The organism is Corynebacterium sp. HMSC11D10 (genome assembly GCF_001806995.1).
GTDB classification, from domain to species: domain Bacteria; phylum Actinomycetota; class Actinomycetes; order Mycobacteriales; family Mycobacteriaceae; genus Corynebacterium; species Corynebacterium coyleae.
On the sequence record NZ_KV787028.1, the window covers coordinates 138,598 to 164,049 of the forward strand.

General features: G+C 61.2%; 35 protein-coding genes and 1 pseudogene. 9 read left to right on the forward strand and 27 right to left on the reverse strand.

Features of this window, described 5'->3' with window-relative positions; translation table 11 throughout:
* Positions 1-23 precede the first annotated feature (23 nt).
* From HMPREF3120_RS02570 to HMPREF3120_RS02610, 9 genes are all read right to left on the reverse strand, one after another.
* Positions 24-569, reverse strand: a complete 546-nt coding sequence (locus HMPREF3120_RS02570; protein ID WP_070422739.1) for an adenylate kinase — start codon at positions 567-569, stop codon at positions 24-26.
* Entirely contained in the window at positions 569-1,897 is a 1,329-nt protein-coding gene (gene secY, locus HMPREF3120_RS02575) for a preprotein translocase subunit SecY (protein ID WP_070422738.1), read from the reverse strand. The genes HMPREF3120_RS02570 and secY overlap by 1 nt, the downstream gene beginning before the upstream one ends.
* A gap of 246 nt (positions 1,898-2,143) precedes the next feature.
* Entirely contained in the window at positions 2,144-2,620 is a 477-nt protein-coding gene (rplO, locus tag HMPREF3120_RS02580; RefSeq protein WP_070422737.1) for a 50S ribosomal protein L15, read from the reverse strand.
* Positions 2,621-2,627: 7 nt separating this feature from the next.
* Positions 2,628-2,813 (reverse strand): 50S ribosomal protein L30, encoded by a 186-nt coding sequence (gene rpmD / locus HMPREF3120_RS02585; RefSeq protein WP_034997282.1) that lies wholly within the window; start codon positions 2,811-2,813, stop codon positions 2,628-2,630.
* A gap of 5 nt (positions 2,814-2,818) precedes the next feature.
* Complete coding sequence (gene rpsE, locus HMPREF3120_RS02590) at positions 2,819-3,451, reverse strand: 30S ribosomal protein S5 (protein WP_070422736.1); 633 nt, start codon at positions 3,449-3,451, stop codon at positions 2,819-2,821.
* A 40-nt stretch (positions 3,452-3,491) separates the two neighbouring features.
* Entirely contained in the window at positions 3,492-3,896 is a 405-nt protein-coding gene (rplR, locus tag HMPREF3120_RS02595; protein WP_070422735.1) for a 50S ribosomal protein L18, read from the reverse strand.
* 2 nt (positions 3,897-3,898) lie between these two features.
* Positions 3,899-4,435: a 50S ribosomal protein L6 gene (gene rplF / locus HMPREF3120_RS02600; protein ID WP_070422734.1), complete on the reverse strand. Its 537-nt coding sequence runs from the start codon at positions 4,433-4,435 to the stop codon at positions 3,899-3,901.
* Positions 4,436-4,453: 18 nt separating this feature from the next.
* Positions 4,454-4,852, reverse strand: a complete 399-nt coding sequence (gene rpsH, locus HMPREF3120_RS02605) for a 30S ribosomal protein S8 (RefSeq protein ID WP_070422733.1) — start codon at positions 4,850-4,852, stop codon at positions 4,454-4,456.
* Positions 4,853-5,176: 324 nt separating this feature from the next.
* A complete protein-coding gene (locus HMPREF3120_RS02610; RefSeq protein ID WP_141739348.1) occupies positions 5,177-5,893 on the reverse strand; it encodes a DUF2786 domain-containing protein in 717 nt (238 codons plus the stop codon).
* Positions 5,894-6,085: 192 nt separating this feature from the next.
* On the opposite strand from HMPREF3120_RS02610, the gene HMPREF3120_RS02615 reads away from it, so the two are divergent.
* Positions 6,086-6,844: a formate dehydrogenase accessory sulfurtransferase FdhD gene (locus tag HMPREF3120_RS02615; protein WP_070450599.1), complete on the forward strand. Its 759-nt coding sequence runs from the start codon at positions 6,086-6,088 to the stop codon at positions 6,842-6,844.
* Here HMPREF3120_RS02615 and HMPREF3120_RS02620 read toward each other — a convergent pair.
* From HMPREF3120_RS02620 to HMPREF3120_RS02645, 6 genes are all read right to left on the reverse strand, one after another.
* Entirely contained in the window at positions 6,841-8,364 is a 1,524-nt protein-coding gene (locus tag HMPREF3120_RS02620; RefSeq protein WP_070450601.1) for an L-lactate MFS transporter, read from the reverse strand. The genes HMPREF3120_RS02615 and HMPREF3120_RS02620 overlap by 4 nt on opposite strands.
* 168 nt (positions 8,365-8,532) lie before the next feature.
* On the reverse strand, positions 8,533-9,120 hold the full coding sequence (rplE, locus tag HMPREF3120_RS02625; protein ID WP_070450603.1) for a 50S ribosomal protein L5: 588 nt from the start codon (positions 9,118-9,120) through the stop codon (positions 8,533-8,535).
* Positions 9,120-9,434 (reverse strand): 50S ribosomal protein L24, encoded by a 315-nt coding sequence (gene rplX, locus HMPREF3120_RS02630; protein WP_070450605.1) that lies wholly within the window; start codon positions 9,432-9,434, stop codon positions 9,120-9,122. Before rplX ends, rplE begins: the two co-directional genes overlap by 1 nt.
* A gap of 2 nt (positions 9,435-9,436) precedes the next feature.
* Entirely contained in the window at positions 9,437-9,805 is a 369-nt protein-coding gene (gene rplN, locus HMPREF3120_RS02635) for a 50S ribosomal protein L14 (RefSeq protein WP_070422727.1), read from the reverse strand.
* A 327-nt stretch (positions 9,806-10,132) separates the two neighbouring features.
* Entirely contained in the window at positions 10,133-10,387 is a 255-nt protein-coding gene (locus HMPREF3120_RS02640; RefSeq protein ID WP_070450607.1) for a hypothetical protein, read from the reverse strand.
* 39 nt (positions 10,388-10,426) lie between these two features.
* On the reverse strand, positions 10,427-10,654 hold the full coding sequence (locus HMPREF3120_RS02645; RefSeq protein WP_070422725.1) for a hypothetical protein: 228 nt from the start codon (positions 10,652-10,654) through the stop codon (positions 10,427-10,429).
* 197 nt (positions 10,655-10,851) lie between these two features.
* Between HMPREF3120_RS02645 and HMPREF3120_RS02650 the strand changes: the two genes are divergently transcribed.
* The 6 genes and pseudogenes from HMPREF3120_RS02650 (at position 10,852) to HMPREF3120_RS02675 (ending at position 16,725) form a co-directional block, all read left to right on the forward strand.
* A complete protein-coding gene (locus HMPREF3120_RS02650) occupies positions 10,852-11,643 on the forward strand; it encodes a formate/nitrite transporter family protein (protein WP_070422867.1) in 792 nt (263 codons plus the stop codon).
* A 52-nt stretch (positions 11,644-11,695) separates the two neighbouring features.
* Positions 11,696-13,534, forward strand: coding sequence for a GTPase (locus HMPREF3120_RS02655; protein WP_246815402.1), 1,839 nt, complete (start codon positions 11,696-11,698; stop codon positions 13,532-13,534).
* Positions 13,521-15,119 carry a GTPase gene (locus HMPREF3120_RS02660; RefSeq protein WP_210384488.1) on the forward strand — a complete coding sequence of 533 codons (1,599 nt, stop codon included), beginning with the start codon at positions 13,521-13,523 and terminating at the stop codon, positions 15,117-15,119. Before HMPREF3120_RS02655 ends, HMPREF3120_RS02660 begins: the two co-directional genes overlap by 14 nt.
* Before the next feature lie 21 nt (positions 15,120-15,140).
* Positions 15,141-15,965: pseudogene (gene thiD, locus HMPREF3120_RS02665) on the forward strand (bifunctional hydroxymethylpyrimidine kinase/phosphomethylpyrimidine kinase); the annotation flags it as partial.
* 5 nt (positions 15,966-15,970) lie between these two features.
* Positions 15,971-16,192, forward strand: coding sequence for an antitoxin VbhA family protein (locus tag HMPREF3120_RS02670; protein WP_070422723.1), 222 nt, complete (start codon positions 15,971-15,973; stop codon positions 16,190-16,192).
* 5 nt (positions 16,193-16,197) lie between these two features.
* The gene (locus HMPREF3120_RS02675) at positions 16,198-16,725 is read left to right on the forward strand and encodes a Fic/DOC family protein (protein WP_070450611.1); all 528 of its coding nucleotides are present in this window, start codon (positions 16,198-16,200) and stop codon (positions 16,723-16,725) included.
* 164 nt (positions 16,726-16,889) lie between these two features.
* On the opposite strand, the gene glmS is transcribed toward HMPREF3120_RS02675, so the two are convergent.
* The 12 genes from glmS to rpsJ all read right to left on the reverse strand — a co-directional run bounded on the left by glmS (position 16,890) and on the right by rpsJ (position 24,045).
* Positions 16,890-18,755 carry a glutamine--fructose-6-phosphate transaminase (isomerizing) gene (gene glmS, locus HMPREF3120_RS02680; RefSeq protein WP_070450613.1) on the reverse strand — a complete coding sequence of 622 codons (1,866 nt, stop codon included), beginning with the start codon at positions 18,753-18,755 and terminating at the stop codon, positions 16,890-16,892.
* Positions 18,756-18,865: 110 nt separating this feature from the next.
* Entirely contained in the window at positions 18,866-19,150 is a 285-nt protein-coding gene (gene rpsQ, locus HMPREF3120_RS02685) for a 30S ribosomal protein S17 (protein WP_070422720.1), read from the reverse strand.
* A gap of 2 nt (positions 19,151-19,152) precedes the next feature.
* A complete protein-coding gene (gene rpmC / locus HMPREF3120_RS02690) occupies positions 19,153-19,392 on the reverse strand; it encodes a 50S ribosomal protein L29 (RefSeq protein ID WP_070422719.1) in 240 nt (79 codons plus the stop codon).
* Positions 19,392-19,808: a 50S ribosomal protein L16 gene (rplP, locus tag HMPREF3120_RS02695; RefSeq protein ID WP_070422718.1), complete on the reverse strand. Its 417-nt coding sequence runs from the start codon at positions 19,806-19,808 to the stop codon at positions 19,392-19,394. The genes rpmC and rplP overlap by 1 nt, the downstream gene beginning before the upstream one ends.
* 3 nt (positions 19,809-19,811) lie before the next feature.
* Positions 19,812-20,555, reverse strand: coding sequence for a 30S ribosomal protein S3 (rpsC, locus tag HMPREF3120_RS02700; protein ID WP_070422717.1), 744 nt, complete (start codon positions 20,553-20,555; stop codon positions 19,812-19,814).
* Positions 20,555-20,914 carry a 50S ribosomal protein L22 gene (gene rplV, locus HMPREF3120_RS02705; RefSeq protein ID WP_070422716.1) on the reverse strand — a complete coding sequence of 120 codons (360 nt, stop codon included), beginning with the start codon at positions 20,912-20,914 and terminating at the stop codon, positions 20,555-20,557. Before rplV ends, rpsC begins: the two co-directional genes overlap by 1 nt.
* A 3-nt stretch (positions 20,915-20,917) precedes the next feature.
* Positions 20,918-21,193, reverse strand: a complete 276-nt coding sequence (rpsS, locus tag HMPREF3120_RS02710) for a 30S ribosomal protein S19 (protein WP_018017481.1) — start codon at positions 21,191-21,193, stop codon at positions 20,918-20,920.
* Between the two features lie 16 nt (positions 21,194-21,209).
* Positions 21,210-22,043 (reverse strand): 50S ribosomal protein L2, encoded by an 834-nt coding sequence (gene rplB / locus HMPREF3120_RS02715; protein WP_070422715.1) that lies wholly within the window; start codon positions 22,041-22,043, stop codon positions 21,210-21,212.
* Between the two features lie 39 nt (positions 22,044-22,082).
* The gene (gene rplW / locus HMPREF3120_RS02720; protein WP_070422714.1) at positions 22,083-22,388 is read right to left on the reverse strand and encodes a 50S ribosomal protein L23; all 306 of its coding nucleotides are present in this window, start codon (positions 22,386-22,388) and stop codon (positions 22,083-22,085) included.
* A complete protein-coding gene (rplD, locus tag HMPREF3120_RS02725; RefSeq protein WP_070450615.1) occupies positions 22,389-23,051 on the reverse strand; it encodes a 50S ribosomal protein L4 in 663 nt (220 codons plus the stop codon).
* On the reverse strand, positions 23,048-23,704 hold the full coding sequence (gene rplC, locus HMPREF3120_RS02730; RefSeq protein WP_070422712.1) for a 50S ribosomal protein L3: 657 nt from the start codon (positions 23,702-23,704) through the stop codon (positions 23,048-23,050). Before rplC ends, rplD begins: the two co-directional genes overlap by 4 nt.
* Before the next feature lie 35 nt (positions 23,705-23,739).
* Positions 23,740-24,045 (reverse strand): 30S ribosomal protein S10, encoded by a 306-nt coding sequence (gene rpsJ / locus HMPREF3120_RS02735; protein ID WP_034997227.1) that lies wholly within the window; start codon positions 24,043-24,045, stop codon positions 23,740-23,742.
* Positions 24,046-24,565: 520 nt separating this feature from the next.
* On the opposite strand from rpsJ, the gene HMPREF3120_RS02740 reads away from it, so the two are divergent.
* Together HMPREF3120_RS02740 and HMPREF3120_RS02745 are read left to right on the forward strand one after the other, a co-directional pair.
* Positions 24,566-25,129 (forward strand): Asp23/Gls24 family envelope stress response protein, encoded by a 564-nt coding sequence (locus HMPREF3120_RS02740; RefSeq protein WP_224213080.1) that lies wholly within the window; start codon positions 24,566-24,568, stop codon positions 25,127-25,129.
* Between the two features lie 2 nt (positions 25,130-25,131).
* Complete coding sequence (locus HMPREF3120_RS02745; protein WP_070422711.1) at positions 25,132-25,434, forward strand: hypothetical protein; 303 nt, start codon at positions 25,132-25,134, stop codon at positions 25,432-25,434.
* Positions 25,435-25,452 lie beyond the last annotated feature (18 nt).

A 25,452-nucleotide genomic window follows, 5' to 3' on the forward strand; every position in this document is an offset into this window, starting at 1 on the left:
CACCGGCCTTGAGCGTATTCGGACTACTTGCCCAGCTGCGCCATGGCGCGCTGGTTGATCTCGTCGACGTCGCCCACAGCGTCGATAGAAATGATCTCCTCACCGTAGTGATCGATCAGCGGTGCGGTCTCATCGCGGTACACGGCGAGACGGGTGCGGATGGTCTCCTCGTTGTCGTCTGCACGACCACGGGCGAGCATGCGCTCCACGACAACGTCCTCATCAACAACGAAGTTGAGCACGCCGTCGAGCTTCTCGCCCTTCTTCGCCAGTAGGTCGGTCAGGATCTCAGCCTGCTCCACCGTGCGCGGGAAGCCGTCCAGCAGGAAGCCGTCCTTCGCGTCGTCCTGGTTCAGGCGATCCTCAACCATGCGTGCGGTGACATCGGTCGGCACAAGCTTGCCGGCGTCGATGTAGCTCTTTGCCTCAACACCGAGCGGGGTGCCCTCGCCAATGTTGGCGCGGAACAGATCACCGGTGGAGATGTGCGGAACACCGAGCTTTTCGGAAAGGATAGCGGCTTGGGTGCCCTTGCCGGCACCGGGAGGGCCAAGGAGAACGAGACGCATTATCGCAGAAGTCCTTCGTAGTTGGATTGCAGAAGCTGGGATTCAATTTGCTTAACCGTGGTCAGGGCCACGGAAACCATAATCAGGATGGCTGTACCGCCAAACGCGCTCATACCCATCCGGCCGGAGCCGGTGATACCGGCGTCCATTGCCAGGTTCGGCAGCACTGCGATCAGCGCGAGGTAAATCGCGCCGACGAACAGCAGGCGGTTCATGACGAACGCGAGGTATTCAGCAGTCGGACGGCCCGGACGGATACCCGGGATAAAGCCACCGTACTTCTTCATGTTCTCTGCCTGATCGACCGGGTCATACTGGATCGACACATAGAAGTAGGAGAAGAAGATGATCATCACGACGTAGGTGAGGATGTACTGCCACGAACCCGGGTTCTGCAGCCATGCCATCACGTGGTTCATCCACCAGTTGTCCGGCGGAGTCGGGTTATTCATGGTCACGATCTGTGTGATCAGAACCGGCACGTACATCAGCGACGAGGCGAAGATGACCGGGATAACGCCAGCCTGGTTGACCTTCAGCGGCAAGTAGGTGGAAGAACCACCGTACTGGCGACGGCCCACCATGCGCTTGGCGTACTGCACCGGGATGCGACGCTGGCCCTGCTCAATGAAGACAATGCCGACGACCAGCGCAACAAGCGCGAGGATGACGAGGATCAGCGTCAAGGCACCGGAGTTCTGGAGGATGAACGCACCCTCGGACGGGATCTGGGTTGCGATACCCGCAAAGATGAGCAGGGACATACCGTTGCCCACGCCCTTTTCAGTGATGATCTCGCCGAGCCACATGATGAGCACCGCACCGGAGGTCATCACAAGGATCATCATGATCAAGGTCCAGACATTGCGGTCTTCCACCAGCACCGGCATTCCCTGGCCGAGCAGCTGCTCGCGGTCTGCCAGCGCGACGATACCTGCGGACTGCAGCAACGCCAGCGCCACCGTGAGGTAGCGGGTGTACTGCGTCATCTTCGCCTGGCCGGACTGGCCTTCCTTCTTCAGCTCCTCGAACTTCGGGATCACGACAGTGAGCAGCTGCACGATAATCGACGCCGTAATGTACGGCATGATGCCGATCGCGAAGATCGACAACTGCAGCAGTGCACCACCGGAGAACAGGCCAATGATGGAGAACATCGTGGCACGGTCACCCTGGGCAACCTCTTCGAGTCGCTGGTTGATCAACGCGTAATCAACGCCCGGGGACGGGATCTGGGCACCTACGCGGTACAGAATCATCAGCGCAAGGGTGATCAAGATCTTCTTGCGAAGGTCAGGATCCTTAAACGCCTGAGCAATTGCGGACACATAGCCTCCTGGCTTCCACCTGAACCGCGGCGGAAGGTAGTGGATAGTGCAGCGCCGACTCGTGCATGAAGGCACACAAAACGGGCCGTCGCCGTGTTTGACCCCACTACCCTAGCAGCTGTGCTTAAAAAGTTGATACTCACGGTCGACTTTACCGCTACAGCACAGCGAAAACCCCCACACCGGACAGTGATTGTCCAGTATGGGGGTTATCTCAAGCGCGGAAAGCGTTACGCTTTCGGCTCTTTACGCGTCCTTCGGAGCGCGCTTGGAGAACTCGACGACGGTGGCGGAGCCGCCAGCAGCCTTGAGCTTCTCCTCAGCGGACTTGGAGAACTTGTTTGCGGTGACGTTGAGTGCGACGTTGATGTCGCCCTCTGCCAGCACCTTCACCGGCTGCTTCGGGCGAACGAGGCCCTTAGCGACGATGTCGGCAACTGCAATGTCGCCACCCTGCGGGAATGCTTCCGCGAGGTCCGCGACGTTGACCACCTGGTACTCGACGCGGTTCGGGTTCTTGAAGCCCTTGAGCTTCGGCAGACGCATGTGCAGCGGCATCTGGCCACCCTCGAAAGCAGCGGAAACCTGCTTACGAGCCTTGGTGCCCTTGGTACCGCGGCCAGCGGTCTTGCCCTTGGAGGCCTCACCGCGACCAACGCGGGTCTTGGCCTTGTTGGCGCCCTCTGCCGGGCGCAGATCATGGAGCTTGATGATGTCAGCCATGTTTTATCTACTCCCCTGCAACTTCTTCGACGGTGACGAGGTGACGCACCTTGAGGATCTGGCCGCGGGTAGCAGCGTTGTCCTTCTTCACCACGGACTGACCGATCTTGCGCAGACCGAGAGCCTCGAGGTTCTTGCGGGTCACCGGCTTCTCACCGATCTTGCCGTGGTGCAACGTAATCTTCAGTGCCATTGTTCTTAGGCCTCCTGTCCTGCGCGAGCGCGCAGCATACGTGCCGGGGCAACGTCCTCGACAGCCTTACCGCGCTTCGCTGCGACCTCTTCCGGACGCACGAGCTGCTTCAGGCCGGCAACGGTGGCCTGAACCACGTTGAGGGCGTTGTCGGAACCGAGGGACTTAGCCAGGATGTCCTGGACACCAGCGGCCTCGAGCACCGGACGGACTGCGCCACCGGCGATCACACCGGTACCCGGAGCAGCCGGGCGGAGCATGACGATACCGGCGGCTTCTTCAGCCTGAACCGGGTGAGGAATGGTGCCACCGATCATCGGGACGCGGAAGAAGTTCTTGCGAGCCTCTTCTGCACCCTTCTGAATTGCGGCGGGAACTTCCTTCGCCTTGCCGTAGCCAACGCCGACCATGCCTTCACCGTCGCCGACGACGACGAGAGCGGTGAAGGACATGTTGCGGCCACCCTTAACGGTCTTGGCAACACGGTTGATGGTGATGACGCGCTCGATGTACTTATCGCGCTCGTCGTTCTGGTTGCGACGGTCGTCGCGACGGCCACGGCCGCCGCGGTTACCGCGGTCGTTGTTGTTCTGGTTGTCGGCGGAGCGCCCGCCGTCACGCCGTTCACGTTCGGCCATTACGCGATCCTTCCGTTGATGGTGATGTTTGCCGTGATCATTAGAACTTCAGACCACCTTCACGAGCAGCTTCAGCCAGGGCCGCAACGCGGCCGTGGTACTTGTAGCCACCACGGTCGAAGACGATCTGCTCGATGCCTGCTGCCTTGGCACGCTCAGCGACGAGCTGGCCAACCTTTGCGGCCTTCTCCTTCTTGTCGCCCTCCAGGTTGCGCACGTCCGCCTCGATGGACGACGCAGAAACCAGGGTGTGGCCTGCGAGGTCGTCGATGACCTGGACGTGGATGTGGCGAGACGAGCGGTGCACAACGAGACGCGGGGTCTCCGGGGTGCCACGCAGGGTCTTGCGGATGCGGTAGTGGCGACGTGCGCGAGCCTCGCGGCGGCGGGACGAGATGTCCTTGCCCACCGGGGTGCGCTTGGTGTTCTCTGCAGTATTGCTCATGATTACTTACCCGTCTTTCCGACCTTGCGGCGGACCTGCTCGCCGGCGTAGCGGATGCCCTTACCCTTGTACGGGTCATCCTTACGCAGACGGCGGATGTTTGCCGCAATCTGGCCAACCTGCTGCTTGTCAGTGCCTTCGATGGCGAACTTGGTGTTGCCATCGACGGAGAACGTGACGCCTTCCGGCGCCTCAATCAGGATCGGGTGCGAGTAGCCGAGGGAGAACTCAAGGTCCTTGCCCTTCTGCTGCACGCGGTAACCGACGCCGAAGATCTCCATGTTGATCTTGTAGCCCTCAGTCACGCCGATGATCAGGTTGTTGATCAGCGAGCGGGTCAGGCCGTGCAGCGAACGGCTGTCACGGTGATCGTCCGGACGGGACACCACGACTTCGTTGTCTTCGACGGAAGCGGTGATCGGCTCCGGCATCTCGAGGTCCATGGTGGCCTTCGGGCCCTTGACCTCAACACGCTGGCCGTCGATCTTCACCTCGACGTTGTTCGGGATTGCGATGGGTGCATTACCTACACGCGACATAGTCTTTTCAACCTCCCCTTACCAGACGTAAGCGAGGACTTCCCCGCCTACACCCTTCTCTTGAGCCTGGCGGTCGGTCAGCAGGCCGTGGGACGTGGAGATGATTGCCACGCCCAGGCCACCGAGCACCTGAGGCAGGTCGTTGGACTTGGCGTACACGCGCAGGCCCGGCTTGGACACGCGGCGCAGACCAGCGATGGAAGCCTCGCGGGTCGGGCCGTACTTGAGGTTGAGCGTCAGCGATTTGCCAACCTTCTCGTCCTCAACTTTGTAATCTTCGATGTAGCCTTCCTGCTTCAAGATCTCAGCAATAGCTGCCTTGAGCTTGGAGGACGGCATAGACACGGTGTCGTGCTGCGCAGTTGTTGCGTTGCGCACGCGCGACAGCATGTCCGCAATCGGATCTGTCATGGTCATTGTGGTGACCGTTTCCTTTCTCGTTGCGGTTCCCTAAACCCACCTGACCCTTTTCAAGGTCGCGTTTTCCGCATGGTCTATCGGGGGCTACTCAACGCTGCCCACACTCAGTAGCGTGGGCCGCTCGCCGCCTCCCTTGCACGCGGTCCGCATCTTGGCGAGGGGCCTGCAACAAAGTTGGATGTTCAAATGTTTCTCTCGGCTTGGCACGCCGAAATCTCGGCGCACAAGTCCGATCGACCAAGTTACCTGCTTGTTCGCTCAGAACCAAATTGCTTAACGACGACACCTAGCCCCCGTCAGCATCTCCCGACACCGAATGCATCAGAACGGCAGCGCCGCCCTGGACTTCACCCGTGTTTGGCCGAGGTCTGAATTCTCTCCCGCGGCGTGTCCGCTGAGGTACGCACCTGGGTCGAACGAGCGGTTGGTTTGGTGCGCGGAGAGCACAAAGCCCTGCTCTTCGGCAAATTTGGAGCGGGCTTGCTCGGCCTTTGCGGCGTCGTCGACAAGCGCAAGCGCATATTCGCTATCCCCCTTTGCTGCGCCCTCTTCAGCTTTCATCAGACGTTTGCCGATGCTTGTCGCGAACCCCTGCATAAACGACCGACGCATTACCACGACCGATTCCCCGAAGTTGGTGGCGCGGATCTTTTGTGATTCTGCAAGCATCACCGGCAACAACAGCGCGTAGAGCATGTCCACCCGGTCGAGGTGCCGCTGTAGACCAAAAAGGTCTGCGTCCTTGACGCGCGTGGAGTTATACACCCGCTGCGTAAACCCCGTACAGTGCAACGACCTCGCGATGGAGTGCAGCAGCGTTGCCTGCATATCGGTGTAGGCGCCACGGAACGTGTAGGCGCGGTGGCCTACGTTGTCGCCAGCATCGGGACTTGCAAGATCGCGCTCGTCGTAGCCGTACTGTGCCATCAGCTCGAATGCTCGGGCATAGAACGCGTCACCCTCCGGTGTCCCTTCCCTGTCGTTGGCTTGATTGAGTAGTTTTTGTACTCGTTGTTTGATCTTTTCCTCGGTACGCATCTGACGCACCCACCCCTTCCCCATTGCTGTTTGGATGTGTGCCTGTAGTTATAACGAACTCGCACGACATGTCCGTTTCAGCTTGTGGAATTTGCAATTTCCGCCCTGTGGATAACTTCTCTTTGCGCAGGTTGTAGCGCTGCGACGACACCCCTCCGCCCCGCTTGCACCCTAAGCGCTAGCATCGTTGCAATGAGCAGGACCAAGCGCAGTTTCGCCGTCACAAAGATTTCCGCTAGCGGCACCCGCGACACGCGCGCGGGCCAAGTGGAAGTGGAAGAACCACTCGAGGTGCGCGCCGGTGGCCGAGAGGTCGCTCAGTTGTTTCGCACCCCGGGCCACGACATCGAACTCGCCCACGGTGTGCTCCTGACGCAGGGCCTCATTACCACCCCTAAAGACGTCATTACCGCTCGCTATTGCGAAGGTGCCATCGGCGGCGAAAACACCTACAACCTGCTCGATATCGAGCTTTCCTACCCTGCTGCACCGCAGTTCATCGACCCAATCCCATCTCAGTCCTGTGGTATTTCCGCCGAGCAGCGCGTACGGGAGTTGGCGGTCCGCCTGAACGTGCGCAGCGAGTTCGCCCCTATTGATCAGGATGCGATCTTCGCCTTGCCAGAACGTCTCAACCAGGCGCGTCGTCGCGACCTGCCCACCGCGCTCGCTGGCGAGACCGCGCGTCAAGATATCGACGCCGTCAACGCGGTACAGAAGATCGCTGGGCGTTTGCTTCTCGACGACACCCTGCCCGCCCACAACCTCACCCTCGCAGTGGATACGCGCGTGACGTTTGAAATGATGCGTGCTGCAGCAGCGGCCGGCTTCAGCATTGTCGCCACCACACGCGACGTCACGTCGATGGCGGTGGAATTGGCCCGCGAAACAAATACAGCGCTCGTCGGCGCAATTACCGACGAGCGCTTCAGCGTGTACTCGGGCGCTTAGCCAATGAACATGCCAGCAGCCTTCGCGGCAGTGGCCCACAGACCGTAGATAAGCAGTCCAGCGATGATTGCCGCCAGAATGATCGCGACAATCTTGTGGGCCTGGCCCGCGGAAGCCCCACGCGCCTGACCGGCACCAGCACCTTCAAGCGCGGAGGCACGATCTGCCTCGATCTTCGCCTGAACGGTGTCTTGGTCTTCGAACCACTTCGACGCCACCGGGCGTACAAGGATGTTGGCGATCAGGCCAACAGCAAGCAGGCAGCACATGACGTACAGCGACAGGCGGTAAAGGTCCGGGCCTTCGCCGCCGTTGGCTGCCTGGCGCTCCACGACCATGTTGATGATCAGCGGGCCAGCTACACCTGCAGCCGACCATGCGGTAAGCAGACGGCCGTGAATAGCGCCGACCTGGTAAACACCGAATAGGTCGCGCAGGTAGGCCGGGATACTGGCAAAGCCACCCCCGTAGAAGGACAGCAACACCAGCGCGCAGATCACAAACAGCGCGATGTTGGCGTGGCCGAACCTGGCGAAGATGAAGTAGAAAGCCAACCCGATACCCAGGTACACCATGTAGATGTTCTTGCGGCCAATGACGTCAGAAACCGACGACCAGACGAAACGGCCAGCCATGTTCGCCAGCGACAGCAAGCCAACAAAGCCTGCGGCGGCCGCCGCAGTCAGTGCCGGGAAGTAGTCCTGAATCATCGGTGCCGCATTCTCCAGCACGCCGATACCCGCGGTGATGTTGCAGAACAGGATCACCCACAGGCACCAGAACTGCGGGGTTCGAATCGCGTTGTTGGCGCTAACATTTGCACCGACGATGGCAACCTTGGAAGGTTTGCGCCCCTGCTTCGCTTCGCCCGACGGGGTCCAATCCGGGTGCGGCATGCGGATGCAGTACGCGCCCATAGCGATGACGACGAGATACACGACGCCAAGGGTGACAAAGGTGGGCTGGATGCCCGCGGCGCGGTTGGCGATATCCACACCGCCGCCGTAGAACTCCATGAGGCGGTTCGACGCCGGCGAGGCAATCAGTGCGCCGCCGCCAAAGCCCATGATCGCAAGGCCCGTAGCCAGACCGGGGCGATCCGGGAACCACTTCATCAGCGTGGACACCGGCGAGATGTATCCGATGCCCAAACCGATGCCGCCGATAAAGCCGTAGCCGAAGTACACCAGCCACAAGTTTCCGGTGGTGACACCCAGGGTGGCAACGAGGAAGCCTGTCACCCATAGCACGCCGGAAACTGCCATGGACGCGCGTGGGCCGACTCGCTCGACCCAGGAACCGAACAGTGCGGACGAGATGCCGAGCATGCCGATTGCCAACGAGAAGATCCAGCCCACAGCAACTTCGCCGACACCGAAGTGCTCCATCATTGGCTTCTTGAACACGGAGAACCCGTAGACCTGGCCGATAGAGAGGTGGATGGCGAGTGCCGCAGGGACAATTAGCCAGCGATTGAATTCCTTAGGCGCGATAATTGCGCTTCGGGAGAAGTAACTCATGGGGGTTCCCCTATTATGGATGCCAAACAATGTATTTAATACAGCGGACATCATAACCACCCATAGCCAGCTTCACGCAAGCTTTCTTTCATGCTTTTCCAATACGACAAAACCCCTGCGACCGCAGTATAAAAACCGGGTGCAGGGGTGTCGTCGTCAAGTGAACGCTTATGCGCGCTTCATCTTGCCGTCCTTGTCAGCGAACGGGAAGCCGAGGTGCGTCAGCAGTGCGCGACCCTCGTCGTCGCTACCAGCGGTGGTCACGAGCGTGATGTCCATGCCGCGAACGCGATCGATCTTGTCGATGTCGATTTCGTAGAACATGGTCTGCTCGGACAGGCCGAAGGTGTAGTTACCGTTGCCGTCGAACTGCTTGTCGTTCAGGCCACGGAAGTCGCGAATACGCGGGAGAGCAACCGCCAGCATACGGTCGAGGAACTCCCACATACGGTCGCCGCGCAGGGTGACCTTTGCGCCGATCGGCATGCCCTCACGGAGCTTGAAGTTAGCGATGGACTTCTTCGCGCGACGCAGCTGCGGCTTCTGGCCGGTGATCGCGGTGAGGTCCTCGAGTGCGCCGTTGATCACCTTGGAGTCGCGGGCAGCGTCGCCCACACCCATGTTCACAACAATCTTGGTCAGGCCCGGGATCTGCATGACGTTGTCGTAGTTGAACTGCTCGTTCAGCTTGGTGCGGATCTCGTCCTGGTAGCGGGACTTCAGGCGCGGGGTGTAGTTCTGAATGTTCTCAGCCATTAGATGTCCTTCCCGTTCGTCTTAGCCACGCGGACCTTCTTGCCGTTCTCGTCGAAGCGGTAGCCCACGCGGGTCGGCTTGCCGTCGGAGTCCAGGATCATCACATTGGACACGTGGATCGGAGCTTCCTGGCTGACGATGCCGCCGGACTCGGCGCCGCGCTCGTTGTAGGAGTTTGCGACGTGCTTCTTGATGCGGTTAACACCCTCGACGAGGACCTTGTCGCGCTGCGGGTACGCCTCAATGACGCGACCCTGAGCACCCTTATCCTTGCCGGCGATGACCTGCACCATATCGCCCTTCTTGATCTTCATACTTAGATCACCTCCGGTGCGAGAGACACAATCTTCATGAAGCGCTTGTCGCGGAGCTCACGAGCAACCGGGCCGAAGATGCGGGTACCGCGCGGCTCGGTGTCGTTCTTGATGACGACAGCAGCGTTCTCGTCGAACGAGATGTAGGAGCCGTCCGGACGACGGGTCTCCTTCTTCGCACGGACGATGACAGCCTTAACGACCTCGCCTTCCTTGACGTTGCCGCCCGGGGCAGCTTCCTTCACGGTGGCGACGATCGTGTCGCCGATGCCGGCGAAGCGTCGAACGGAACCGCCGAGAACGCGGATGCACAGCAGTTCGCGTGCACCCGTGTTGTCGGCGACCTTCAGACGCGATTCCTTCTGAATCACAGTTGGTCTCCTGACCTGGGTCAATGTGCGCCAGATTTCCGTCCTGAACGCACGTGGTCAATGTTCTTGCGGCCTAATGCTTATCGACGAACCTCGTGCGCTCGTCCCTCGCACACGAGGAGAACGCAGTCTGGTCGAAGGGTCTCGGACGTTTCACTCGGAAACGCGTGTCACGCCCGACCAGCAATAGACAACTGGAGTATTTAACCATGAGCTGCGCCGATCCCCAAAATCGTCGTCCCACTCCTGTGGCCTTGAGAAACAAAAATCGCCCCACCCCGAAACTTAGGGGTGAGACGATGAGTGTGCCGCAGCGTTAGCGCAATTTTAGACGGTGCTAGCAGCAACGGCGCCGAGGCCGAGCACGCTGGTAATCGACAGGATGGTGATGATCCAGCCCACAGAGGACAGTGCAGCTGGGACCAGCAGCAGGTTCGGGGCCAGCGGGCCACCGAGGGCACGCATCTCATTAAGAACCTGGTTGAGCGGCTCCGGGTAGGTCGCAGCCTCAGCGACAGGAGCACCAGCACCGATAGCAACAGATGCCGCAAGAGCAACAGCGGCGAGACGACGGAACTTCATGTTCTTTTCCTTTCAGGGGAGGTGTGTACGTGTCGCGGCTTACTTAGCAGCAGAGACGATGGACTGAATGATCGAGATGACAACGCTCAGCGAAGAGAGCGCTGCCGGCAGCAGAATGATGTTCTGGGCTTCCCAGCCACCGACCTTGTAAATCTCGTACAGAACACGGTTCAGCGGTTCCGGAGCAGGCTGAGCGGTAGCAGCCGGAGCAGCAACAGCAACGGTGGTTGCGACGGCCGCCGCAGCAACAAGACGACGAAGCTTCATGTGAATCTCCAATTTTCTTAATGAACGGTAGGCATCGGCCGCAGCTTGAACGACCTTGCCCACCGAGCATTACCGTGACGTTTTACAGTTTTTGGCAGAATTCTCATTTTCTTTCACGATTTCCCAGAGCTTTCCAATCGCCGAATAGGTATTACCACATTTCCTTTTAAGGTAGTACCTCTTGTACATTGGAGGGCGTGAGTTTCTACGAAGCTGCCCCCGAGGCAATCAAGAATAAGGTCGATCTGTTCTCGACAGAACCTGCCCGATTTGCCACGCGCTCCGTGCTCGCGGGCGTGTACCTGGGCATCATGACGGCATTCGCCGCATCCACGGCACAACTACTCGACGGCTACGCCCCCGGCTGGGGCAAATACGCCTTCGGCGCCATCTTCGCGTCAACGCTGTACATCATCATCGTCTTGCAAGGCGAACTCGCCACAGGTGACATGATGTTCATGACCTATGGCGCCATCCATAGGCTCAACACCATCACCCGCGGGTTCCTCCTCGTCTTCTTTGTCACCGTGTTCAACCTCATTGGTGCAGTGGCGATTTCATGGCTGATTTCCCGGACCACCATGGGCCAGATGGTCGAGGTGGACGGATTCCTCCACGATTTGCTCGTCGCCAAGCTGCAAAAATCCAGTTCCACCCTGTTCGTTGAAGCGATCCTGGCAAACGTCGTGGTCAACATCGCCTTCATGCTGGCCACCCAGGCCGGCAAGGACTTCAGCGCGAAGCTGTGGGGTGTCATCCTGATCATCCCGTCGTTTGCCACCATGAGCTACGAGCACTCCATCGCGAACTTCATCCTCACCAGCCTGGGCGGGTTTACGCTCGGCCCTGAAACCATCGAAGGCTTCACCAACTGGAACGTCATCCGCAACTGGGTGGTCGTCTGGCTGGGCAACTTCGTCGGCGGCGGGTTCATCATGGGCGGCCTCTACGGATGGCTGAACCTGACCAAGACCGGTTACAAGGACTAACCAACAAGGACTAACTCCCCTCACCCTGGGTGTCTCTGCCAAAATGAGACGGGTGAGTACCCAGACACCTGACGTCCTCGAAGCTGTTCGCAGTGTTCGCGATGCCCTCGCGGACACTGCCCTACCTATTGATGCAGCCCCAGAGGCCCGCGCAATTGTCAACCAGCTCGACGACTATGTCCTGCCCCGCCTCGCCAACCTGGACGCGCCGCTGCTCGCCGTGATCGGCGGCTCCACCGGCTCTGGTAAGTCCACGCTTGTCAATGCATTGCTGCGCGAGCGGGTTTCCAACCCAGGCGTTATCCGCCCCACCACCCGGCAACCTGTGCTTGTGGCAAACCCCGCGGATGCTGATTGGTTTAACTCCCCACAGGTTCTCCCCGGCCTGACTCGTTCGCACGGTGAGGGCAACGAGCAGTCGACGACACTTCGAGTCGTGGATACGCAAAGCGTGCCCGAGGGCCTTGCGCTTCTCGACGCCCCCGATTTCGACTCCATCGACGACAAAAACCGCGCCCTGGCAAGTCAGCTCCTTGCGGCTGCGGATCTGTGGGTGTTCGTCACCACCCCGGCGCGCTACGCCGATCAACTTGTGTGGAACTTCCTCCACGACGCCGCTGGCCGCGGCATCGAAGTTGTGGTGGTACTCAACCGTCTGGACGAGAAGGCAGCCGAAACCGTGCCGGACGATCTGCGCCGCATGATGAATGAGGCTGGCTTGCACGACGCAACAGTCTTTACTGTGCCGTTCGTCGCGGACCTTGGCGCGGAGAAGTCTGGAGAGTCCGGGGAGTTTCTCGCCGAAGACCTTGTCGCTTCACTGCGCGATTACCTGACCACACTCGCCGAGGACACCGTCGCCCGGCGCGACGTGGCTGGCAAGACTGTGGCCGGCGCGGTTCAGACTGCGCTTGATCGAGTGGATACCTTGGTCGGCCGCCGTGAGCGTCAGGAGGCGTTTGCCAACCAGCTCGACGCATCGATCCACGAGTTTTACACCACCGCCAACCGTCAGGTCATCGACGCGACTTCCGACGGACAGTTGCTGCGCTCCGAGGTCATGGACCGCTGGCAGGACGTCATCGGTACCTCTGACGTGTTCCGTGGCTTCGAGCGCTGGTTCAGCAGCGCAATAGATAAGGTGGGCAGTTTCTTCACCGGTCAGCCCGCTCCCCTGCGTGAGGTGGAGACCGAGATCGAGTCCGGTCTGCACGCAGTCATCGTCGATGCTGCTGAATCCGCAGCATCGCGCGCCTGGGCGCATACCGGTGCGGTCGCGCCTGAGCTGCGCACCGACGCCGACCCGGCGCTCGCACGCGCCAGCGCCGACATTTCCGAACAGGCGGCGAAACTGGTGCGAGACTGGCAGCAAGAACTCGTCGGACACATCCAGGACACTGCTGGCGATAAGCGTCAGCGCGCCCGTCTCATGTCCTTTGGGCTCAACGTGGTCACCGTGGCACTCATGCTTACAGTGTTCGCCTCCACCGCAGGTTTGACTGGCGGCGAGGTGGCCATCGCGGGCGGTTCTGCGGTACTTGGCCAGAAACTTTTGGAGACCATCTTCGGCGAAGACACGGTGCGCCGCATGGTCACTCAGGCCCGCAACGACCTCAACGAGCGCCTTGGCGAACTCTTTGCTGCCGAGCGCGACCGCTACCACGTGTTCACCGACCCGTTGCTCGAAGGCGCAACGGCCGAGCAGATCCGCGATGCCTCCCAGCAGGCTCGCCGGGCGGTGGATGCGAAGCTGCTGGGGGTCGTCGACAAGCAAGTGCCTGCGCGTATCGACGACACCCCCAACGACGACCTGAACAACAGCGCCCTGCGTGGCCTGTTTGACCAGCTTCGCGGCAACTTCCGAAAGGGGTCCGACAATGGCGCTGTTTAGCAAAAAGATTGGGCTGAGCAAACGGCTGAGCGCGCTCGAGGACGCTGCCGAAATTGGTGCACCGTACCTGTCCGGCGAGCAACGCGAACGCCTAGAACGCGTGGCCAAGGCTGGCGCCGAGCGTCGCGCCCTGTCCGCCGAGCACACCGTCGTGGGCTTTTTCGGCGCGACCGGTTCCGGTAAAACCTCGCTGTTCAACGCCGTTGTCGGCGAGGACCTGGGCAAAGCAGCGGCGCGCCGCCCAACCACGTCCTCTCCTCTGGCCGCGATCTGGCAGCCGGAAGGCTCTGAGGAACTCCTGGACTGGCTCGGCGTGGAAGACCGCCGCGAGCGCCAAGGCGGGTTTGCCAAAAATGCTGGCCCGCTGATCCTGCTGGATCTTCCCGACTTCGACTCGGTAGAGGCCTCCAACCGCGTCATCGCCGAACGCCTCGCCGGCCAGGTCGACGTGCTCGTGTGGGTGTCCGACCCCGAGAAGTACGCCGACAGTGTCATCCATGACCAGTTCATCCGCCCGCACGCGAACCACTCCGCGGTCACACTGGCAGTGCTGAACAAAGCCGACCTTTTGGCGGAGCGCGACGTGGACACCGTAGCTGGCTCTTATGCGGGCCTGCTTCTCGACGACGGCCTGACCAACGTCCACGTCATCCCCACCTCCACCCTGACCGGTGCTGGTATCGAAGACCTGCGCGGCGCGATCGCGCGCGTGGCAAAGGCCCACAATGCGCAGACTGCCCGCATCGAGGCCGACATTGCTTCCGTTGCCGCCCCCTACGCTGGAACGAAGGGGGCCGGTGGTGTGGACAAGCACGCCAAGCGTGACCTCGACACCGCACTGACCAAGGCCGCGGGTGCAGAACGCATCGCGGGCATCACCGCTGCCGCCTACCGCAAACGCCTGCGCCAACGCACCGGCTGGCTGCTGACCTCCTGGATCACCCGCTTCAAACCCGACCCGCTTCGTCGCTTAGGGCTGCGCGAGGATCCCGACGAACTGGGCGTGCACCGCACCTCCATGCCGGAACTCGACGCCGCCTCCAAAGCCGTAGCCAACTCGGGTCTTCGCGATTACGCCACCGCCGTTGGCGAAGGGCTGCCACACGAGTGGGCTGCGGCCGTGGCGGACCGGTCCGAGGAGATCTCCACCGGCCTTCCCGCCGAACTGGACCGCGCTGTGGCCCGTGCGAAACTGCCCGCGGAGCCGTCCAAGGGCTGGGCAGTGCTGACCATCTTCCAGTGGTTTGCGCTGCTCGCCGCCCTGATCGGCGTGCTGTGGTACCTGCTGGTCGCCTTCGTGCCGGGCGTGCTCACACCGCTGCTCGGCACCGATCTGGTACCGGATGTAGAAGGCTGGCCGATTCCTACCCTGCTGATCATGGCTGGCTTACTCACCGGTGTAATCATCGGATTGATATCCGCGGCCTTCGGCGGCATGTTGGGATCCGGGGTGAAACGCCGAACGCGCTACGCCATCCAAAAAGAGGTGGCCGCGGCCTCCGAAACCGCCGTGTCCCAGCCGCTGTTGGCTATCCGCGAAGACTATTCCCGTTTTGCCGAGCGCATCGCCCTCGCCGCTGGGTAGTTCCGGGTAGCGTCAGTGCCTATGGCACGCATCCCAAGAGTTCTCTCCATTGCCGGCACCGACCCCACAGGCGGTGCCGGCATTCAAGCTGATCTGAAGTCCATCGCGGCCGCAGGTGGCTACGGTATGTGCGTGGTCACCGCGCTGGTCGCCCAGAACACACAAGGTGTGCGCGAGATCCACACCCCACCCCAGTCATTCCTGCGCGCGCAGTTGGATTCCGTGTTCGACGACGTCACAGTCGACGCCGTCAAGATCGGGATGCTGGGCGATGCGGACACCACCCGCACGGTCTCCGAATTCCTCGCCCAGCACTCCGTCCCCGTCGTTGTTGTCGATCCCGTCATGGTCGCCACCTCCGGCGATCGCCTCCTCACCGAGGATGCCGAAGACGCCCTGCGCACCCTCGTTCGTGAGCACGCCACCGTGGTCACCCCGAACATCCCCGAGCTCGCAGTGCTTTGCGACGACACCCCCGCCACAACATTCGACGAAGCGGTTTCCCAGGGTCGTCGATACGCAGCAGATGCGAACGTGTCCGTCCTGGTCAAAGGCGGGCACCTCACCGGCGACCACGCCTCCAACGCGCTGATCACCCCCGACGGCGACACCCACATCGCGGACGTGCCCCGCGTGCGCACAAAAAACACCCACGGCACCGGCTGTTCTCTCTCCGCAGCCCTTGCAACCCGGCTTGTTCTCGACGACGCCCCCGCCGCCGTCGAGTGGGCTTCCGCCTGGCTCCACGAAGCCATCGCCCACGCCGACGACCTCGAGGTGGGCCAGGGTCACGGGCCGGTGCACCACTTCCACCAGCTCTACCGCCTCGCCGAACCGCTAGAATCACCTGCATGACTGACCCGCGCAACGAAGATCAGAAGGTCGCCGCCGTGAACGCCTCCATGATCATGGCGGGCCAACCCATGTCCGCCGAGGACGAGGCGCTTCTGCGACGCCAGCTGCGAGGAGATATCTCGGCCGACGAGGCCGTGCTACAGGTGCTCGAAAGGGAAGGCCTGGGAAACACGCCTCGCGCACGTGAACTGCGGCAACGTATCACCGGAGCTGCCTAAACGCCATGGCACGACGAAGCAACGAGGCCCCGGAAAACCTATTCGGGCTAACAGACCCGGTTGTGCTGGACCGCATCGCTGGCAACCTCGCGCCTCAACGACTCGGCGAGCTCGAAAACGGTCCACTGCTCACCGAGTTCACACGTGAATCTCTGCAGTCCACACACCATTACCTCATGCAGGACATTTACCCCTGGGCGGGCCAGATCCGCACCGAGGAAGTTGGTGCGATGGGCATGGCGATGTGTCGAGCGCGATACGTTGAGGCTGAACTCGACCGAGTGATGGGCCGGATCGCGAAACTGCCGGTCTCCTCCGATGACAAGTCTGCTGCAGTAAACACCATCGCGGATCACTGGAGCGAATTGACAATCGTGCATCCGTTCCGGGACGGTAATTCGCGGACCCAACGCTTTTTCTTCGATCAGATGCTGCGCACCTCCGGTTGGGCAGTCGACTGGACACGCATCGACGCCGCAGAAGCCCACGCCGCCCGCTACGTCGGCGCAGCGACGGCTGCCCCTCATTTCTAGCAGAGGTTCTCACCCCGGGAGTATTCGCGCTTGCCGCATTGCCTGACAACACGGGTACGCTCAGCGCGACACAGGGGCAGCGGGCTGGTGCTGCGGAGATCTTCCACCAGATGATGAAATACCGCAGCGCCAATCCCGGGGCGCCCTGGCGCGGTCGGTAGCTTCTACTCCACCGTGACGGACTTGGCCAGGTTACGCGGCTGGTCCACGTTCAGGCCGCGTGCTTCTGCGACGGCGCAGGCGAAGATCTGCAACGGGATCGTCGCCAAGAGTGGCTGCAGCAGGCCCGGGGACTCCGGGATGCGGATGATGTGGTTGGCAAACTGCTCCACATCCGTGTCGCCCTCTTCCGCGATCACGATGGTCACGGCACCACGGGCGCGCACCTCTTGGATGTTGGAGACGACCTTGGCGTGCAGGTTGTGGCGCGACTTCTTCGACGGCACGATGACGAACACCGGCTGGCCTTCCTCGACCAGCGCGATCGGACCGTGCTTCAACTCGCCTGCAGCGAAGCCCTCGGAGTGCAAATAAGCAACCTCCTTGAGCTTCAGCGCGCCCTCGAGGGCGACCGGGAAGCCGACGTGGCGGCCAAGGAAGAGCACGGACTTTGCATCCGCCATATCCTGGCCCAACTGCTTGACCTGGTTTTCGTTCTCCAGCACGCGCTGGATCTTCTCCGGCATCAGCTCCAGCTCGCCGATGATCTGACGGATCTCATCGGCGTACTTGTTGCCACGCACCTGCGCCAGGTACAGCGCCAGCAGGTACGCCGCGACAATCTGGGAGATGAACGCCTTCGTCGACGCCACAGCGATCTCCGGGCCTGCGTAGGTGTACAGCGACGCATCCGCCTCACGCGGGATCGAGGAGCCCACGGTGTTGCAGATAGCGACGACCTTCGCGCCCTGCTCACGTGCGTGACGGACAGCCATCAGCGTGTCCATGGTCTCTCCGGACTGGGAAACGGCAACGACGAGAGTCTGCTCGTTGACAATCGGGTCGCGGTAGCGGAACTCGTGGGCGAGCTCCACTTCCGTCGGGATACGGCACCAGTGTTCGATGGCGTAACGCGCCACCTGGCCCGCGTACGACGCAGTACCGCAAGCGACGATGATGATTTTGTTGATGGAGCGCAGCACGGATTCGTCGATACGCAACTCGTCCAACATCAACTTGCCATCTTCGTCGAAGCGACCGTAAAGCGTGTCGCGGACGGCACCCGGCTGATCATGGATCTCCTTCTCCATGAAGGAGTTGTAGCCACCCTTCTCCGCAGCGGTGACATCCCACTCAACCTTGAACGGCTTCGCCTCGGCGGGGGTGCCGTCGAAGTCAATCACGTCGTAGCCATCAGCCGTCAACGTCACAATCTGGCCGTTGTCCATCTCCACCGCGTCACGGGTGAACTCAATGAAGCCAGCGACGTCGGAGCTCAGGAAGTTCTCGCCCTCGCCTACACCGATCACCAGCGGGGAGTTCCAACGCGCCGCAACAATGCGGTCTGGATGGTCCGGGTGGATGGCGAGCAGGGTGAACGCGCCCTCCAGACGGTTCGCTGCCAACTGCATCGCACGGGTCAGATCCCCGTCCGCTTCCGTGTTGTAGATATCCAGCAGCAGCGTGCCAGCAACCTCAGTATCGGTTTCAGACTTGAAGGTGTAGCCCTTCTCTGCGAGCTCAGCCTTCAAATGCGAAAAGTTTTCGATGATGCCGTTGTGCACCACTGCCATACGGCCATCTCCCACCACATGCGGGTGAGCATTCGCATCCGTCGGACCGCCGTGGGTCGCCCACCGGGTATGCCCGATGCCCAGGTTCGATGCTGCGATGGGGTTGTTAGCAATCTCCGCTTCGAGATCCGCTACCTTGCCGGCCTTCTTCCGGCATTCGATCGACTGGTCGTTCACCACCGCAACACCTGCGGAGTCGTACCCGCGGTATTCGAGGCGGCGAAGACCATCGATGATTACGTCTTTCGCGTCACGCGTTGTCGCGTTTGCGCCTACATATCCAACGATTCCACACATGCGGGAAATCGTACCCTTGTGTAAGGGCGCAGAAAAAGTTGAAAACGCAAAAACCGCCCCGGGTTGGTAGCCAACCCGGGGCGGTGGAGTCGTCGAGAAGCGACTAGCTTTTAGCGAGCCTTCTCGATGATGTCGACGAGACGGAAGTGCTTGTCCTTCGACAGCGGACGCGTCTCCTCGATGTGGACGAGATCACCAACACCAGCGGTGTTGTTCTCGTCGTGAGCCTTGACGCGCTTCGTGGTACGCACGATCTTGCCGTAGAGGGCGTGGGACTTGCGGTCCTCAACCTCGACGACGATCGTCTTGTCCATCTTGTCGGACACGACGTAGCCACGGCGGCGCTTCTGCACGGCCTTGTCCTTGGTGTTCTCAGTCACGTTTGCCTCACTCATGGTTATGCCTCAGCTCCCGTGGACTCCGGGACGACGGACAGACCAAGCTCACGCTCGCGCAGCACCGTGTAGATGCGAGCGATGTCGCGCTTCACGGTGGAGATGCGGCGGTTGTTGGTCAGCTGGCCGGTTGCAAGCTGGAAGCGCAGGTTGAACAGCTCTTCCTTCGCCTCGTTGAGGCGGCCCTTCAGCTCGTCGTCGTTGAGCTCGCGGAACTCAGATGCGGGGGTACCGTTAGCCATTAGAACTGGTCCTCCTTCTTGATGACGCGGACCTTGCACGGCAGCTTCGCGCCTGCACGGCGCAGCGCCTCAATGGCAGTTTCCTCGTTGGGGTAGGACATTTCGAACAGGATGCGGCCAGGCTTGACGTTGGCCACCCACTTCTCCACCGGGCCCTTACCGGAACCCATACGCACGCCGAGCGGCTTCTGGGTCAGCGGACGATCCGGGAAGATGTTGATCCAGACCTTGCCACCACGCTTGACGTGGCGGTTGATAGCAATACGGGCAGACTCGATCTGGCGGTTCGTGATGTACGCCGGCTCGAGGGCCTGCAGGCCGTAGTCGCCGAAGTTGATCTGGTTGCCACCCTTGGACACGCCAGAACGGGTCGGGCGGTGCTGGCGGCGGTATTTCACGCGCTTAGGGATGAGCATGAATTAGCCCTCCTTCTTCTGCTCTGCCGCCCGGCGACGCTGGCCGCCGCGGCGCGGGCGACGGTCGCCACGTCCACGACGATCGTTGCTCGGTGCATTGAGCTCAGACTCGCGGACGCCACCGACGACGTCGCCCTTGTAGATCCACACCTTGACGCCAATGACGCCGAAGGTGGTGTGTGCTTCTGCAGTGCCGTAGTCGATCTCCGCGCGCAGCGTGTGCAGCGGAACGCGACCCTCGTGGTAGCGCTCGACACGGGACATTTCCGCGCCGCCGAGACGGCCGGACGTCATAACCTTGATGCCCTTGACCTGCGGGTTACGCATAGCGGACTGGATGGCCTTACGCATGGCGCGACGGAACGCGACACGGTTGACCAGCTGCTCGGCGATGGACTGAGCAACCAGGGTGGCGTCTGCATCGACGTTCTTCACCTCGAGGATGTTCAGTGCAACCATCTTGCCGGTCAGCTTCTCCAGCTCACGGCGAATACGGTCAGCCTCAGCGCCGCGACGGCCGATGACAATGCCCGGACGTGCGGTGTGGATGTCCACACGGACGCGGTCGCGGGTGCGCTCGATGACAACATCGGAGATGCCAGCGCGCTCGAGGTTCTTCTCGAGCCACTCGCGGACCTTGATGTCCTCAGCGACGTACTCGGCGTAGTTCTTGTCGGCGTACCAGTGGGACTTCCAGTCGGAAGTGATACCCAGGCGCAGGCCGTGTGGGTGAATCTTCTGGCCCATTACTTGGCCCCTTCCTTGGACTCGACAACAACGGTGATGTGAGAGGTGCGCTTCCGGATCTGGAATGCGCGACCCTGTGCACGCGGCTGGAAACGACGCATGGTCGGGCCCTCGTTTGCGTAGCACTCGGCAATGACGAGCGTGCGCGGATCCAGGCCGAAGTTGTTCTCCGCGTTGGCTGCTGCGGAAGCAACAACCTTTGCAACGTCCTTGGACGCACCCTGCGGGGCGTACTTCAGGATGGCGAGTGCCTCAGCAACCGACTTGTTGCGGATGAGAGCAAGCACGCGGCGTGCCTTCATCGGAGAGACGCGAACGAACTTGGCAGTCGCGGATGCAGTGGTGATGGTGTCAGCCATTGCTTATCGACGTCCCTTCTGTTCCTTGACGTGACCCTTAAAGGTCTTGGTCGGTGCAAACTCGCCGAGCTTGTGGCCAACCATGGACTCGTCCACGAACACCGGCACGTGCTTACGACCGTCGTGGACGGCGAAAGTGTGACCGATGAAATCGGGGAGAATGGTCGAACGGCGCGACCAGGTCTTGATGACCTGCTTGGTGCCTGCCTCGTTCTGAGCATCCACCTTGTTGAGGAGGTGCTCGTCGACGAACGGGCCCTTCTTAAGGCTACGTGGCATGTCTGTTTACCTCCTCTTAGCGCTTCTTCGAGCGACGACGTCGCACGATCATGTTGTTGGAATAGCGGTTCGGGTTGCGGGTGCGGCCTTCCTTCTGGCCCCACGGCGAGACCGGGTGACGACCACCGGAGGTCTTGCCCTCGCCACCACCGTGCGGGTGGTCGACCGGGTTCATAACCACACCACGCACGGTCGGGCGCCAGCCCTTCCAGCGCATACGACCAGCCTTGCCCCAACGGATGTTGATCTGGTCAGCGTTGCCGACCTCACCAACAGTTGCACGGCAGCGGATGTCCACGCGGCGGATTTCGGAAGACGGCATACGCAAAACTGCGTAGTTGCCTTCCTTACCCAGCAGCTGGATGGACGCGCCAGCGGAACGAGCCAGCTTTGCGCCTGCGCCCGGCTTGAGCTCCACAGCGTGGATGGTCGTACCGGTCGGGATGTTGCGCAGCGGCAGGTTGTTGCCAACCTTGATGTCCGCGTTCGGGCCAGCCTCGACGATGGTGCCCTGCTTCAGGCCCTTCGGGGCGATGATGTAGCGCTTCTCACCGTCGTAGTAGTGCAGCAGTGCGATGTTCGCGGTGCGGTTCGGGTCGTACTCGATGTGAGCAACCTTTGCCAGCACGCCGTCCTTGTCGGAGCGGCGGAAGTCGATCACACGGTAGCGACGCTTGTGGCCGCCGCCGCGGTGACGAGTGGTGATGTGGCCGTGGGTGTTACGGCCACCCTTCTTCGGGAGCGGGCGCAGCAGCGTCTTTTCCGGGGTCGAGCGAGTGATCTCGTCGAACGCGGACACGGAGCTGGCACGGCGACCCGGAGTTGTCGGCTTGTACTTACGAATAGCCATAGTGGTTCCTTTTCTATCGTCTCTTCAGCGAGCCGCGGGTTACGCGGTCGCACCGCCGAAGATGTCGATGGAGTCGCTGCCCTCGCGGAGAGTGACGTAGGCGCGCTTGGTGTCCTTACGCTTACCGAAACCGGTGCGGGAGCGCTTGCGCTTGCCCTCACGGTTGACGGTGTTCACCGAAGCGACGTCGACGCCGAAAATCTCTTCCACGGCAATCTTGATCTGGGTCTTGTTCGCGGACGGGGACACGTAGAAGGTGTACGTGTTCTGCTCCATCAGGCCGTAGCTCTTCTCAGAGAGCACCGGGGCGATGATGATGTCGCGCGGGTTAGCGATCTTTGCCATTTACTTCTCCTCCTCCGCAGCGGCGGCAACAGCTGCGCCGCGGTTGATGAAGGTGTGGAGTGCCTCGACCGAGAACACAACGTCATCAGCGTTGAGGACGTCGTAGGTGTTCAGCTGAGCCGGCTCAATGATCTGGACGCCCGGAAGGTTCCTTGCGGAGAGACGGGAATTCTGATCATCACGGCCGATCACCAGCAGGACCGACTTGCGGTCGGTGAGGCGCTCGATGAATGCACGAGCGGACTTCGTCGACGGGGTCTGGCCCGGGACGAGATCCTCCACGATGTGGATGCGCTCGTTCTGCGCACGGTTGGTCAAAGCGCCAGCGAGGGCAGCCTTGATCATCTTCTTCGGGGTGCGCTGTGCGTAGGAACGCGGCTGCGGACCATGCACAATGCCACCACCGGTGTAGTGCGGAGCACGGATCGAACCCTGACGGGCGCGACCGGTGCCCTTCTGGCGGAACGGCTTCTTGCCGCCGCCGGAAACCATGCCGCGGGTCTTCGTTGCGTGGGTACCCTGGCGCTTAGCAGCAAGCTGTGCATTCACAACCTGGTGCATGAGTGCCACGGATACCTCGCGGTCGAAGTACTCGGCCGGCAGGTCGACGGAACCCTTGGTAGCTCCGTCTGCGGTGTGGACGTCAAGCGTCAGCTTCGTCATGCGTGAGCACCGCCCTTCACTGCGGTCTTGACGGTAACAACGGAACCCTTTGCGCCAGGGATGGCGCCCTTGATCAGGATGAGGTTGTTGTCGCCGTCGATGCGTTGAATCTTCAGGTTCTGGGTGGTAACGCGGTTACCGCCCATGCGGCCAGCCATACGGGTGCCCTTGAACACGCGACCCGGGGTCGCGCAGGCGCCGATGGAACCCACACGACGGTGGGCAGCCTGGTTACCGTGGGAAGCACCCTGGCCGGCAAAGCCGTGGCGCTTCATGGCACCGGCGTAGCCGTGGCCCTTGGTGGTGCCTGCGACGTCGACGAAGGTGTCGCCTTCGAAGATCGTTGCATTGAACTCCTGGCCGAGCTCGTAGCCCGAGGTGTCGTCCATGCGGATCTCAGCAACGTAGCGACGCGGGTTGACGCCAGCCTTCTTGAAGTGGCCAGCCTGCGGCTTCTTAGCCTTACGGGGATCGATGTCGCCGTAAGCGATCTGGATGGCGGAGTAGCCATCGGTCTCAGGGGTACGGATCTGGGTGACAACGCACGGCCCAGCCTCGACGACGGTAACCGGGATAACGCGGTTCTCCTCGTCGAAGATCTGGGTCATGCCGAGCTTCTTGCCCAGAATGCCCTTGATCTGGTTGTCAGACATGTGTTAGTTCTCCACTACTTACGTTGGGGATTGCTCTACTGGATGTTCACGTCGACGCTGGCCGGCAGATCAATGCGCATAAGCGCGTCTACCGTCTTCGGCGTCGGGTCGAGAATGTCGATGAGGCGCTTGTGAGTGCGCATCTCGAAGTGCTCGCGAGAATCCTTGTACTTGTGGGGAGAACGAATCACGGCGTACACGTTCTTCTGGGTTGGCAACGGCACCGGGCCGACGACGCGGGCACCCGTACGGGTGACCGTCTCGACGATCTTCTTCGCGGATGCGTCGATCGCCTCGTGATCGTAGGCCTTCAGCCTGATGCGGATCTTCTGTCCCGCCACGCTTACCTCTTCCTCGCATCCCCACGTTCGTCCTTCTCTCTCCCGCTCGTTTCGAACGGAGTGAGAAACGGGCCGAAGCGGTGGGGTTTGTAGCTTCTAGTTTCTCTATAACGTTGTCCGGGCTGGGCCCTTGGCTCAACGCCAGTGTCTTTTCTGACTGTCATGACACATCCGGAAGTTGAGACCTGCGCAATAAACGCGCCGACGCTCAGTGCTTCCGCCAAGGCACGTTGTTGGCCGACACGTCATCGTCGACAAGCAATATGCCCGGGTATCAGACACGGAAGGGTGCGTGACCCTCGCGTACTGCCGCTGTTTATTTGCCATGGCCCCTTCACCGGTCTTCCGACTGGAAGGTGTCATGTTTGCCGAGCCACCGGCCGACTTCCGTCAACCCATGTCAAGGCAACCTGCGTATTAAAACACAAGGTTGCCACCAACGCAAGCCCGCTTGACGACGACAACCTGTGTACCCTTGTTCCCATACCGTGCGCGTCATCTATATAGGCGCACTCGGAACATGAACATCACAGTTGAAAGGACCGTCATGGCCGACCAGAACGCAAACAACGCTGCAAACAACACTGCAAAGAACACCCCAGCAACCACCTCGACCGCAACCGAGACCGAGAAGCAGCGCCCGCGCAACGAAAACCTCGAAACCGAGCACGGCAGCACTGTTATCGACGACAACGTTGTTGGCAAGATCGCCGGCATCGCAGCACGCGAAGTCTCCGGCGTCCACAACCTCGGCGGCGGCGCAGCCCGCATGTGGGGCGCAGTCCGCGAGTCCCTGACCTCCTCCACCAACGTCCAGCAGGGCGTCAATGTGGCAGTCGAGGACGGCCACGCATCCGTCGCAGTTGCCATCATCGCCGAGTACGGTGTCGCCATCCACGAGCTTGCAAACGCCATTCGCGAAAACATCACCGTCGCCATCACCCGCATGACCGGCCTGATCGTCGACCGCGTCGATGTCACCGTCCACGACGTCAACCTGCCGGAGCAGGAGACCGCAGGTGAGAACTACGACGACGGCAACTACCAGGCAGTCAACCAGTCTGTAAACCAGCAGATCCAGTAATCATGGCCAACACCCCCGTTACCCAAGAGGTTGCGGAGGGCGTCCGCGACGCCACACTCGCCGTCAACGGAGTAGCAAAACTCTACGGCGGCCGACTCGGCGAAATCGCAACCTACTTGCCGCACCAACGCATCGAAGGCATCCGATCTGTCTCACGCAACGGCAAAGCAGGCCTCGAAGTCCACTTCACCTTCGACGTCGCCTCAGGACGCAACGTCCACGAGGTCGCCGAAGACGTACGCGCCGCAGCGCTGAGCGCTTCGGACGCCGAGTTCGTGGACGTCATCGCCGGCGATGCGCAATAGCAGCAACACGGGCTACGC